Source organism: Blastococcus sp. TF02A-35 (assembly GCF_004571075.1).
Classification (GTDB): Bacteria; Actinomycetota; Actinomycetes; order Mycobacteriales; family Geodermatophilaceae; genus Blastococcus.
This window is the reverse complement of record NZ_SPQP01000027.1, coordinates 40,357-53,184: the sequence shown is the minus strand read 5'-3', so window position 1 is coordinate 53,184 and position 12,828 is coordinate 40,357. Positions and strand designations below refer to the sequence as shown.

The 12,828-nt window shown below is 74.9% G+C and carries 6 protein-coding genes and 1 tRNA gene; 2 read left to right on the top strand and 5 right to left on the bottom strand.

Annotated elements, in window-relative coordinates:
* Nucleotides 1-174: 174 nt before the first annotated feature.
* The 3 genes from E4P43_RS13635 to tmk all read right to left on the bottom strand — a co-directional run bounded on the left by E4P43_RS13635 (nucleotide 175) and on the right by tmk (nucleotide 3,718).
* Nucleotides 175-247, bottom strand: a tRNA-Thr gene (locus E4P43_RS13635).
* 58 nt (nucleotides 248-305) lie between these two features.
* Complete coding sequence (locus E4P43_RS13630; protein ID WP_135146000.1) at nucleotides 306-1,490, bottom strand: DNA polymerase III subunit delta'; 1,185 nt, start codon at nucleotides 1,488-1,490, stop codon at nucleotides 306-308.
* Nucleotides 1,487-3,718, bottom strand: a complete 2,232-nt coding sequence (tmk, locus tag E4P43_RS13625) for a dTMP kinase (RefSeq protein ID WP_135145999.1) — start codon at nucleotides 3,716-3,718, stop codon at nucleotides 1,487-1,489. Before tmk ends, E4P43_RS13630 begins: the two co-directional genes overlap by 4 nt.
* Before the next feature lie 206 nt (nucleotides 3,719-3,924).
* On the opposite strand from tmk, the gene E4P43_RS13620 reads away from it, so the two are divergent.
* Nucleotides 3,925-4,719, top strand: a complete 795-nt coding sequence (locus tag E4P43_RS13620; protein WP_135145998.1) for a trans-aconitate 2-methyltransferase — start codon at nucleotides 3,925-3,927, stop codon at nucleotides 4,717-4,719.
* Nucleotides 4,720-4,748: 29 nt separating this feature from the next.
* Here E4P43_RS13620 and topA read toward each other — a convergent pair whose 3' ends face one another.
* Together topA and E4P43_RS13610 are read right to left on the bottom strand one after the other, a co-directional pair.
* Nucleotides 4,749-7,625, bottom strand: coding sequence for a type I DNA topoisomerase (gene topA, locus E4P43_RS13615; RefSeq protein ID WP_135145997.1), 2,877 nt, complete (start codon nucleotides 7,623-7,625; stop codon nucleotides 4,749-4,751).
* 251 nt (nucleotides 7,626-7,876) lie between these two features.
* Nucleotides 7,877-10,141 (bottom strand): sodium-translocating pyrophosphatase, encoded by a 2,265-nt coding sequence (locus tag E4P43_RS13610; RefSeq protein ID WP_135145996.1) that lies wholly within the window; start codon nucleotides 10,139-10,141, stop codon nucleotides 7,877-7,879.
* A gap of 190 nt (nucleotides 10,142-10,331) precedes the next feature.
* Between E4P43_RS13610 and E4P43_RS13605 the strand changes: the two genes are divergently transcribed.
* The gene (locus E4P43_RS13605) at nucleotides 10,332-12,824 is read left to right on the top strand and encodes a DEAD/DEAH box helicase (protein ID WP_245159125.1); all 2,493 of its coding nucleotides are present in this window, start codon (nucleotides 10,332-10,334) and stop codon (nucleotides 12,822-12,824) included.
* Nucleotides 12,825-12,828 lie beyond the last annotated feature (4 nt).

Below are 12,828 nucleotides of genomic sequence, written 5' to 3'. Positions count from 1 at the left end.
CCGCCGTCAGCCGTTCCCGCGAACGGGTCGCACCGGCCCCCGATGACGCCCGGGTGCGCACGAGCGCGGCAACCCGGCAGCGCATTCCTGCCCGCATCCGCATCCGGGCTGGACGCGCGGGGACCCGGAGACGACAGCGGGCCCGTCCGTGTGGACGGGCCCGGCGTCTGGGAGAGCCGCCTGTCGGAATCGAACCGACGACCTTCTCATTACGAGTGAGATGCTCTACCGACTGAGCTAAGGCGGCGAACTGCCCGCACAGCCTACGACACCGCTCCGCGGCTCCTGCGCAGGGGCAGCCGGTGTCAGGCGGGCAGCCGGAGCGCCACGGTGAGCGCCTCCAGCGCCACCTGCGGCTTCACGTTCTGCTCGAGCGCACGGCGGCAGTCCAGGATCGCGTCGATGCGCCGCAGCGCGCCCTCGGCGCCGACCCGGCGGGCCAGCTCCTCGGCGTCGGACCGCCGGTCCGGGTGGTTGAGCTGGAGGCCGGCGTCGCCGGTCGCGTGCAGCACGAGCGCGTCGCGGTAGAGCCCGGCCAGGTCGACCAGCGCCCGGTCCAGCGAGTCACGGCCGATGCGGGTGGCCCGCGACTTCTGCCGCTTCTCCAGCTCCTTGATCTGGCCCGCGCCGCCGCGGGAGGCCGCGACCCCTGGGCCGCGGGCGCCCACGCCCAGGCTGTTCTTCAGCGCCTCGGTCTCGGCGCTGTCGAGGGCGCCGGTCGCGGCGTCGGTCTCCTCCTGGGCGGCGCCGACGAGGTCGTCCGCGGCGTCCAGGCAGGCGGCCAGCGACACCAGGCGCAGCGGGACGTCCAGCACGGCCTTTCGGGCCATGCGGGCGTCCTCGTCGCGCGCCAGCCGCCGCGCCCGGCCCACGTGCCCGCCCGAGGCGGCGGCGGACCAGGCGGCCAGCGCCGGGTCCACGCCGTCCCGCCGGACCAGCACGTCGGCGATGTCGTCGACGCGTGGCGTCCGCAGGCCCACGACCCGGCACCGCGACCGGATGGTCACCGGCACGTCGTCGGGGTGCAGGCTCGGCGCGCAGAGGAGGAACACCGTCCGCGGCGGCGGCTCCTCGATCATCTTCAGGACGGCGTTGGAGGCCGACTCGGTCATGCGGTCGGCGTCCTCGACGAGGACGACCTGCCAGCGGCCGCCCGACGGCGCCCGGCCGGCCACCCGGATGAGCCCGCGGGCTTCGGCGGCGCCGATCGACAGGCCGTCCGGGACGATCACGTGCACGTCGGCGTGCGTCCCGGCCAGCACGGTGCGGCACTCGTGGCAGGTGCCGTCGCCGCCGTCCGGGCACTGCAGGGCCGCGGCGAACGCCCGGGCCGCCACCGAGCGGCCGGACCCGGGCGGCCCGGTGAAGAGCCAGGAGTGCGTCATCGCCGCGGGGTCGGCGACCGCGGCGCGCAGCTCCTCGACGACGGCCGGCTGACCGATGACCTGCGCCCACACCCCGTCCGCGGGCGCCGCGACGGGGGCCGTCACGGGTGGAGCTGGGGGGTCGAGCCGGTCTGTGCGTGGGGGTGCCGGGTCGCGGACGCGAGCTCGCCGTCGGGCCGCGCCCCGCCCGCCGCGGTGCCGGCCGGCTGGTTCAGCGTCTGCAGCGGCAGCCCGGACAGCAGCTCGGCGACCCGGGTCCGGATGGCGGCGGCGATCTCGTCCGGGCTGAGCCGAGCGTCGATCACCAGGTACCGGTCGGGCGCGGCCTCGGCCAGCGTCCGGAAGGTCTGCCGGACCCGCTGGTGGAAGTCCAGCGACTCCGACTCCAGCCGGTCGGCGGCCGCCCGGCCGCGGGCGCGCGCCAGGCCCACCTCGGGCGGCAGGTCGAGCAGGATCGTCAGGTCCGGCTGCAGGCCCTCGGTGGCCCAGCGGGAGAGCATGCGGACGTCGTCGAGCGGGATGGTGCGGCCCGCGCCCTGGTAGGCCAGCGAGCTGTCCACGAACCGGTCGGTGATCACGACCTCCCCCGCGTCCAGCGCGGGGCGCAGCACCTGGTGCACGTGCTGGGCGCGGTCGGCGGCGTAGAGCATCGCCTCGGCCCGCGGGGCGATGCTCGTCTGAGCGCGGTCGAGCACGATCGAGCGGATGCCGGCACCTGGCGGGGTGGCGCCCGGCTCGAACGTCCCCCGCGCGACCAGCCCCTCGTCGGTCAGCCACTCCTGCAGCCGCCGCACCTGGGTGGACTTCCCGGCGCCCTCGCCGCCCTCGAACGCGATGAGCACGCCACCACCGGCCAGCCGCCGGCGTGCGGTGGTGTCGCGGCGCAGGGCGGTGACGACGTCGGCCAGCAGCGGCACCGGCCGGCCGTCGTCCATCTGGCGGTAGGCCAGCACCCCGACGCCCGCGGCCAGCAGCCCGGCGGCGAACAGCATCAGCCGCTCGCCGGTGACGGTGAGCGCGACGGCACCGAGGTCGATCGTGTGCCGGCGCAGCAGGCCCACCCCGAAGGGCACGACGGCCAGCGAGACGATCAGGGCCGCGCGCACCAGGGACTGCACGAGGGCGAAGGTGCGCCCCCGTATCGCGTCGTCGATCTCCGTGCCCAGCAGGGTGAACCCGGCCAGGTAGGCGATACCGGCGAAGAACCCCATGGCGACGACGATGAGCAGCGCCAGCCACAGGGTGAACGTCCAGGCCAGCAGCACCAGCGCGGCGCCGGCGCCGACGATGGCGATGCCGAAGAGCCGCTCGCGGGAGAGGTCCCGCGCCACGCTCGGCCCCAGGGCGATGCCGATGCCGAGGCCGATGAAGACGGCGCCGAAGAGCAGGCCGTAGGCAGCCGCACCGCCGCCCACCGACTTCGCGAACGCCTGCGCGGTGGCGATGACCACCCCGGCGGCGACGAAGGCGCCGGTGATCCCGACGACCAGCCCGCGGACCAGCGGCGTGTGCCCGGCGAAGGAGAAGCCGCTGGTCAGCGACTTCAGGAAGCTCTCCTGCTGGGCGACCGTGCCGGCGGCCCGGCGACCGCTGATCGAGGGCAGGTTCCAGATCACGACCGCGGCGACCAGGAAGGTGAGCGCGTTGGCGTAGAGGGCCAGGTCCTCCTCGCCGACGCCCGGGAACACCTCGCCGCTGCGCCCGCCCAGGGTGTTGAGCACCGCGAAGACGACGGCGGCGAGCACCGGCGTGAAGCCGTAGGTGGTGACCAGCGAGAGCTGGTTGGCCGGTTCCAGCTGGTCCTTGCGCAGCATGTTCGGCACCGCGGCGTCCTTGGCCGGGATCCAGAACAGGCTGATCGCCTCGATGAGGAACTGGGCGATGAACAGCCAGAGCAGGTCGCCGACGATCGGGATCGAGGCGAACAGGCCGAACCGCAGGATGTCGGACACGACCATGGTCTTGCGCCGGTCGAAGCGGTCGGCGAACGCACCGGCCAGCGGGCCCAGCACGATCGCGGGGAGCAGCCGGAAGGCCAGCACGCCACCGAGGGCGAAGTTCGCGGCGTACCCGTCGACCAGCGCGGTGGCGGTCGCGGTGATCGCCAGCAGGCCCAGCCAGTCGCCGAAGCTCGACAGCGCCGAGGACATCCACAGCTTGCGGAAGTCGCGCACCCGCAGCACGGCGCGGATCTTGGCGACCAGGCCCACCGCACCGGCGCCGTCGGGGTGCTCCGCGGAGTCCTCGACCAGCTCGCTCAGCGGCGCGGCGGCGTCCGGCGGCACCGGCGTCCCGGCGGGCGGCAGCCCGTCGCCGGGCGCGGACCCGCCCACGGGGCCGGCACCCGCCGACCCGTCGGTCGGGGGTACCGGTGGCGTCGGGTCGGCCGGAATCACGAGCTCCCAAGGTCGGTGGTCACCGGGACGGAGCAGGCCCCGGCGGGGCAACGGTACCGGGCTGCCGCGACGATTTCGGCCTCTCGGCACCCGGGAGCGAGAAAGCGTCACCCGGGATTCACCCTCCGCCTAGGGTCGGTCACGTGACGGCGACGGCAGGCGCGTGGCACCCCGGCAGCTACCTCCGGTTCGCCGGCGAGCGGGCACGCCCGTTCGTGGAGCTGGTGGCCCGGGTGGGCGCCGAGGCCCCGCGCACCGTCGTCGACCTCGGCTGCGGCGAGGGCTCGCTGACCGCCTCCCTCGCGCAGCGTTGGCCCGGCGCGCAGGTCACGGGCATCGACTCCTCCCCCGAGATGCTCGCCGCGGCGGCCGCGTCGGCCGTCCCCGGGCGGGTGGCGTTCGAGGCCGGCGACGTGGCGGACTGGGCACCGCGCGAGCCGGTCGACGTCGTCGTCAGCAACGCGGTCCTGCACTGGGTGCCGGGCCACCCGGAGCTGATGGCGCGGTGGGCCCGCGCCCTGCCGCCCGGCGGGTGGCTGGCGGTGCAGGTGCCGGGCAACTTCGGCAGCCCCACGCACGCGCTCCTGGCCGAGCTGTGCCGCGCCCCCGGGTGGGGCGGCCGGCTCGACGACGTCGCGCCGCGCCCGGACACCGTGCTGGCACCGGCGGGGTACGCGGAGGTGCTCGCCGGCGCCGGGCTGGTGCCCGACGTCTGGGAGACGACCTACCTGCACGTGCTCACCGGCGCCGACCCGGTGCTGGCCTGGGTGCGCTCCACGGTGCTGCGCCCGGTCCTCGCCCGGCTGGACGAGGAGGACGCGGCCCGCCTCACCGAGGCCTACGCCGAGGCGCTGCGAGCGGCCTACCCGGTGCGCCCGGACGGCACGACGCTCCTGCCGTTCCGACGGGTGTTCGCCGTCGGCACCCGGCCGGCCTGAGCCCCCGCCCCGGAGGGCGGGGTCCCGCGTCAGCCGGCGGAGACCGGGTCCGCCGACGCCTTCGCGGTCGTCTTCTTGGCGGTGGCCTTCTTCGCCGTCGTCTTCTTGGCGGCGGTCTTCTTGGCCGTGGTCTTCTTGGCCGTGGTCTTCTTGGCGGCCTTCTTCTTCGACGGTCCGGCGGCACGGCGGTCGGCCAGCAGCTCGGCGGCCCGCTCGATGGTGATCGTCTCGACGTCGTCGCCCTTGCGCAGGCTGGCGTTGGTCTCGCCGTCGGTCACGTAGGGGCCGAAGCGGCCCTCGCGCACGGTGACCACGCCCTGGGTGACCGGGTCCGGGCCCAGCTCCTTGAGCGGGGCCTTCGCCGCGGCCCGCCCGCGCTGCTTGGGCTGGGCGAAGATCGCCAGCGCCTCGTCGAGGGTGACGGTGAACAGCCGGTCCTCGCTCTCCAGGGAGCGCGAGTCGGTGCCCTTCTTGATGTAGGGCCCGTAGCGGCCGTTCAGCGCCTGGATCTCCTCGCCGTCCGGCGCGGCACCCACCGTGCGGGGCAGCGTGAGCAGCTTCAGCGCGTCCTCGAAGGTGACCGTCTCGGGCTTCATCGAGGAGAACAGGCTCGCCGTGCGCGGGGAGTCCTTGCTGCCCTCGGGCACGACCGTGGTCACGTACGGGCCGTAGCGGCCGGCCTTGACCACGACCGGGTGGCCGGACTCGGGGTCGGTGCCGAGCTGGCGGTCGCCCGACGGCGCCACCAGCAGCTCGCGCACCTTCTCCTCGGTGAGCTCGTCGGGCGCGAGGTCCTCGGGGATGCTGACCCGCGCGCCGTCCTCGCCCGCCTGCAGGTAGGGGCCGTAGCGGCCGACCCGGGCGACGACGGGCTCGCCGTCCGGGCTGGTGGCGCGCAGCGGGATGGAGTTCACGCCGCGGGCGTCGATCTCCTCCAGCCGCTGGCCGATGACCTGCTTGAGGCCGCCGGACTCCGCGATGGCGCCGGCGTGCCGGCCCTCGCCGCCGAAGTAGAACTCGGTGAGCCAGTCGACCCGGCCGAGCGTGCCGCCGGCGATCTCGTCGAGCTCGGCCTCCAGCGACGCGGTGAAGTCGTAGTCCACCAGCTGGGCGAAGTGCTGCTCGAGCAGGTTGGTCACGGCGAACGCGATGAAGGAGGGCACCAGCGCGTTGCCCTTCTTCCACACGTACCCGCGGTCCTGGATCGTCTGCATGATCGAGGCGAAGGTCGACGGGCGGCCGATGCCCAGCTCCTCCAGCCGCGCCACCAGGCTGGGCTCGGTGTAGCGCGACGGCGGCTGGGTGGTGTGCCCCTTGGCGTCCAGCGCCTGGGTGTCCAGCTGCTGGCCGCGCTCGAGGCGGGGCAGCCGGCGCTCGGCGTCGTCGCTGCCGTGGTCGTCGTCGCCGTCCTTCTGCGCGCCCTCGTCGCGGGACTCGACGTAGGCCCGCAGGAAGCCCGGGAAGGTGATGGTGCGCCCCGACGCGGTGAACTCGACCGCCTCGTCGGTGGTGCTGCGGCCGGCGAGCCGGACGCTGACCGTCTGGCCGACGGCGTCGGCCATCTGCGAGGCGACGGTCCGCTGCCAGATCAGCTCGTAGAGCCGGAACTCGTCGCGGGCGAGCTGCGCCGCGAGCTGGCCGGGGGTGCGGAAGCTGTCACCGGCGGGGCGGATGGCCTCGTGGGCCTCCTGCGCGCCCTTGGACTTCTTCGCGTACCGGCGGGCCTCGGCCGGGACGTAGGCGTCGCCGTACAGCTCGCGGGCCTGCTGGCGGGCGGCGTTGATCGCCTCCTGCGACAGGTTCGTCGAGTCGGTGCGCATGTAGGTGATGTGGCCGTTCTCGTACAGCCGCTGGGCCACCCGCATGGTCTGCGCCGAGGACCAGCCGAGCTTGCGGCCGGCCTCCATCTGCAGCGTGGAGGTGGTGAACGGGGCGTACGGGCGGCGCCGGTAGGGCTTCTCGTCGACCCGGCTGACGGTGACCTGGCGGCCCTCGAGCCGGGCGGCCAGGCCGCGGGCGCCGGCCTCGTCGAGGTGGACGACGTCACCGGTGACGCGGCCGGTCGAGGGGTCGAAGTCCTTGCCGGTGGCGACGCGGCTGTCGTCGACGCTGACCAGCTTGGCGCGGACCGTGGTCGGCTCGCCCGCGTCGGCGCCGGCCGCAGCCCCGGAGACACCGCCGGGGACGGCGAACGTGCCCTCCAGCGACCAGTAGTCGGCGGAGTGGAAGTTCATCCGCTCCCGCTCGCGCTCGACCACGATGCGGGTCGCCACGGACTGGACGCGGCCGGCCGAGAGCTTCGGCAGGACCTTCTTCCACAGGACCGGGCTGACCTCGTAGCCGTAGAGCCGGTCGAGGATGCGACGGGTCTCCTGCGCGTCGACCAGGTGGGTGTCGAGCTCGCGCGGGTTGGCGACGGCACGGGCGATCGCCTCGGGGGTGATCTCGTGGAACACCATGCGGCGGACCGGGACCCGCGGCTTCAGGGTGTCGATCAGGTGCCAGGCGATGGCCTCGCCCTCGCGGTCCTCATCTGTGGCGAGGTAGATCTCGCTGGCGTTCTTCACCAGCTGCTTGAGGCGGGTCACCTGCTGCTTGCGGTCGGGGCTGACCACGTAGAGCGGCTCGAAGGAGTTGTCGACGTCGACCCCGAGGCGGGCCCACGCGGCGCCCTTGTGCTCGGCCGGGACGTCGGCGGCGTTGCGCGGCAGGTCGCGGATGTGCCCGACGCTGGCCTCGACCACGTAGCCGCTGCCCAGGTACCCGGCGATCTTGTTCGCCTTGGTCGGGGACTCGACGATGACCAGCGGCCTGCCCCCGGACGCGGCCGAGCCACGGCGGGCGGGCGTCTTCTTCGCGCCGTCGGTCGTGGGGTCGCTCTCGGTCTGCGCGGTCTTCGTGGGCACGGGACTCCTGTCGGTGGTGCTGAGGTGGTGCGGGTGCGGCGCTGCCACCCGGGCCAGGCGGACCGGGCGCGTCGGTCCCGGGGCTCCGGGACCGGTCGGGCGCCACCGCGGAACGCCCCTCGGCGGGCCACGGTAAGCCACCCCTGCACCGGGGCGCCGTCCGCGACCCTCCGTGGGCGTGCCGTCACCCCGACCAACGAGGATGCTGCGCCGGTGTTCCCGGAGCGGGAAGAGCGGGTCCCGCGAAGGGGTCAGTCCGCGCCCACCCCGGCCGCCACCTGCGGCGTCGCGGCCACCTCGCCGGCGACGACGGACCGGCGCTTGGAGACGACGACCGCCGCGACGATGACCGCCAGCGCCGCGAGCGCGAGGCCCACCCGGACGCCGGTGTTGGCGTCCTCCCCCACCGACAGCGCGACGACGGCCGGCGCGATCAGCAGCGCGACCAGGTTCATGACCTTGATCAGCGGGTTGATCGCCGGGCCGGCGGTGTCCTTGAACGGGTCGCCGACCGTGTCGCCGATGACGGTCGCCGCGTGCGCCTCGCTGCCCTTCCCGCCGTGCTCGCCGTCCTCCACCATCTTCTTGGCGTTGTCCCAGGCGCCGCCGGAGTTGGCGAGGAAGACCGCCATGAGCGTGCCGGCGGCGATCGCGCCGACCAGGTAGGCGGCCAGCGGGCCGATGCCGAGGCCGAAGCCCACGGCCACGGGCGCGAGCACCGCCAGCAGGCCCGGGGTCGCCAGCTCGCGCAGCGAGTCCTTGGTGCAGATGTCGACGACGGCGCCGTAGTCCGGCCGCTCGGTGAACGTCATGATCCCGGGGTGGGTGCGGAACTGCTCCCGCACCTCGAACACGACCCGGCCGGCCGCGCGGGAGACGGCGCTGATGGCCAGACCGGAGAAGAGGAAGACGACCGCGGCGCCGAGCACCGCCCCCACGACGTTGTTCGGGTTGACCAGGCTGAAGGCGTCGCCCAGCGAGCTGCCCGCCTCCTCCAGCGCGACGCCGACCTGCGCGTTGTAGGAGCCGAAGAGCGCGGTGGCGGCGAGGACGGCGGTGGCGATCGCGATGCCCTTGGTGATCGCCTTGGTGGTGTTGCCGACGGCGTCGAGGTCGGTGAGCACCCGAGCGCCCTCGCCGTCGATGTCACCGGACATCTCCGCGATGCCCTGGGCGTTGTCGCTGACCGGCCCGAAGGTGTCCATCGAGACGATCACGCCGGCGGTGGTGAGCAGCCCGCAGCCGGCCAGCGCGACGGCGTACAGGGCGGCGCCGCCACCGATGAGGAACGCCCCGTAGACCGCGCCACCGATGAGCAGCGCGGCGTAGACCGCCGACTCCAGCCCGAGGGAGATGCCGGAGAGGATCACCGTCGCCGGTCCGGTCAGCGAGCTGCGGCCGACGTCGCGGACCGGCTTGCGGCTGGTCTCGGTGAAGTACCCGGTGAGCTGCTGGATCGCCGCGGCGAGCACGACGCCCACCAGCACGGAGACCAGGCCGAGCACCTGCGGGCTGACCGGCAGGTCGTCGACGTCGTCCCCGACGCCGGGCAGCACGGTGAAGGAGGCGACGGCGACCAGCAGCAGCGAGACGACGGCGGAGACGAAGAAGCCGCGGTTGATGGGGGCCAGGCCGCTGCTGTCGTTCGCGGCCGGCCGCGTCGCGAGGATGCCGGCGATCGAGGCGATCACGCCGATGGCGGCCACCACCAGCGGGAAGACCATCCCGACGGGGCCGAAGAAGACCTGCCCCAGGATGAGCGCGGCGACCAGCGTGACGGCGTAGGACTCGAAGAGGTCTGCGGCCATGCCGGCGCAGTCACCGACGTTGTCGCCCACGTTGTCGGCGATGGTCGCGGCGTTGCGCGGGTCGTCCTCGGGGATGCCGGCCTCGACCTTGCCCACCAGGTCGGCGCCCACGTCGGCCGCCTTGGTGAAGATGCCGCCGCCGACGCGCATGAACATCGCCAGCAGGGCGCCGCCGAAGCCGAAGCCCTCGAGCACGACCGGTGCCGTCTCGTCGAACAGCAGCAGGGCCAGCGCCGCCCCGAACAGGCCGAGCCCGACGGTGATCATCCCGACGACGCCGCCGGTCCGGTAGGCGATGCCGAACGCCGGGCGGTAGCCGCCGTCCCGGGCCGCCGCGGCCACCCGCACGTTCCCCCGGGTGGCCAGGGTCATCCCGATGAAGCCGACCAGCGCGGAGAAGGTGGCGCCGACGAGGAAGAACACCGCCCGGCCCACCCGCGTGCCCCAGCCGCCCTCGGCGACGGGCAGGACCAGCAGCAGCACGAAGACGATGACGGCGAACAGCGCCAGCGTCCGGAACTGCCGCCGCAGGAAGGCCGCAGCCCCCTCCTGCACCGCCCGGGCGATCTCCTGCATCTTCTCCGTGCCCTGGCCCGCGGCCGTGACGGCCCGGACCAGGTAGGCGGCGAAGACGAGCGCCGCGAGCGAGACGACGAGGATGACGGCGACCAGCGCCGTCTCCCCGCCGGACAGGGAGCTGTCGGGCATGGGTCCTCCAGGCGTGGGCGGCCGCCCGGGAGGCGCCGTGCTCCCCGGTCCGGCGGAGGTCGGCGTCCTGTCCCCGGTCACCGCTCGACCGGCTCCAGGACGGCGCGAAGTGTAAGCCAAATCACACTCACGGGGGCCGTCTCGTGCCCTCCCGACCGGCCGCCTTGCGCAGGGGTGTGACAGTGGAGCGGTGACCACGCTCCACCCGGTCCGGTCGGCTCCCCCTCCCGGCACGGACGACCGGTCCGAGGGCGGCGCGGTCCCGCCCGGCGGGGAGCTGCTGGAGGCACTGCTCGCCGGGACGGCGGAGGACGAGCAGCCGGTCACCCACGTGCACCACCTGCCGGTGCGCGAGAGCCGGACCACCGGCTGGCCGGAGTGGGTCGAGCCGGGCCTGCGCGAGCGGCTCGTCGCCCGCGGCGTACGCGCTCCCTACCAGCACCAGGTCGCCGCGGCGCAGGCCGCGCGCGAGGGGCGGCACGTCGTCGTCGCCACCGGCACCGCGTCGGGGAAGTCGCTGGCCTACCAGCTCCCGGCGCTGACCAGGCTGGCCGAGGACCCCCGCGCCTGCGTGCTCTACCTGGCCCCGACCAAGGCGCTGGCCCGCGACCAGCTGGCGTCGGTGGCCGAGCTGGCCGACCCCTCGGTGCGGCCCGCGCCGTACGACGGCGACACCCCGGCCGAGGAGCGGGACTGGGTGCGGCGGCACTCGCGCTGGATCGTCACCAACCCCGACATGCTGCACCGCGGGATCCTGCCGGCCCACCAGCGCTGGTCGAGCACGCTGCGCCGGGTGGCCTACGTGGTCATCGACGAGTGCCACGCATACCGCGGGGTGTTCGGCTCGCACGTGGGACACGTGCTGCGCCGGCTGCGGCGGATCTGCCGGCGCTACGGCGCCGAGCCGGTGTTCATCCTCGCCTCGGCCACCGTCGCCGACCCGGCCGCCGCCGCCACCCGGCTGGTCGGCGAGGACGTCGTCGCCGTCACCAAGGACGGCTCGCCGCGCCCCGGCGCCACCTTCGCGCTGTGGGAGCCGCCGCTGACCGAGCGGACCGGTGAGCACGGGGCGCCGCTGCGCCGGTCGGCCGCCGCCGACGCCGCCGGCCTGCTGGCCGACCTCGTCGAGCGGGGCGCGCGGACGCTGGCGTTCGTGCGCTCCCGCCGCAGCGCGGAGTCCGTCGCCGACCAGGCGCGCCGGCTGCTGGCCGACCGCGGCCGCGGCGACCTGGCCCGCCGGGTGGACTCCTACCGGGGCGGCTACCTGCCCGAGGAGCGCCGCGAGCTGGAGCGCGCGCTGTCCTCCGGTGACCTGCTGGGCGTGGCCACCACCAACGCCCTCGAGCTGGGGATCGACATCGCCGGGCTGGACGCGGTCGTGCTGGCCGGCTACCCGGGCACGCTGGCCTCGCTGTGGCAGCAGGCCGGCCGGGCCGGGCGGGCGCAGCGGGAGTCGCTGGTCGTCTTCGTCGCCCGCGACGACCCGCTGGACCACTACCTGGCCCACCACCCGCGGGCGGTGTTCGGCCGGCCGGTCGAGGCCACCGTCACCGACCCGGCCAACCCCTACGTGCTGGGGCCGCAGCTGTGCTGCGCGGCGTCGGAGCTGCCGCTGCGGCCGGAGGACCTGGCCGACTTCGGCGGTGCGGTGGCCGAGGCGCAGGTCGAGGAGCTGGTGGCCGCCGGGCAGCTGCGCCGGCGGCCGACCGGCTGGTACTGGACCGGGCGCGGCCGCCCCGACGTCGACATCCGCGGCAGCGGCGACGAGCCGGTGGCGATCATCGAGGCGGCCACCGGCCGGCTGCTCGGCACCGTCGACGGCGGAGCCGCGCACTCGACCGTGCACGAGGGCGCCCTCTACGTGCACCGGGGCGACACCTTCGTCGTCGACGAGTTCGACGTCGAGGACGCCTGCGCCGTCGTGCACCCGGAGAGCCCGGACTGGACGACGGTGGCGCGCGACGTCACCGACCTGGCCATCGTGTCGGTCGAGCAGACGCGGTCGCTCGGCGCGGTCACGGCGCACACCGGCGTGGTCGACGTGACCAACCAGGTGGTGGCCTACCAGCGGCGGCGGATGGGCACCGGCGAGGTGCTGGCCGAGTTCCCGCTGGACCTGCCCCCGCGCCAGCTGCGCACCAAGGCGGTGTGGCTGACCCTGGACCACCGGGCCGTGGAGCGGGCCGACGTCGACGACGCGGCGCTGCCCGGCTCGCTGCACGCGGCCGAGCACGCGGCGATCGGCATCCTGCCGCTGCTGGCCACCTGCGACCGGTGGGACCTGGGCGGGCTCTCGACCGCGCTGCACCCCGACACCGGGACGGCGGCGATCTTCGTCTACGACGGGCACCCGGGCGGTGCCGGCTTCTCCGAGCGGGGGTACGCCGCCCTCCGCCGCTGGCTGCAGGCGACGCGGGCCACGGTGGCCAGCTGCGAGTGCGAGAGCGGCTGCCCCTCCTGCGTCCAGTCGCCCAAGTGCGGCAACGGCAACGACCCGCTGGACAAGGCCGGCGCGGTGCGGGTCCTCGACGTCGTCCTGGACGAGCTGGCGGCTGCGGAGGCGGCCGGTGGGGACGTCGTCGCCGAGGTGGACGACGAGGACCTCCACTCCGAGGGGCCCGAGGAGCCCGAGGTCCCCGGGCCGGCTGCGAGCACCGCCGACGAGGACGAGCTCGTCTTCTGACGCG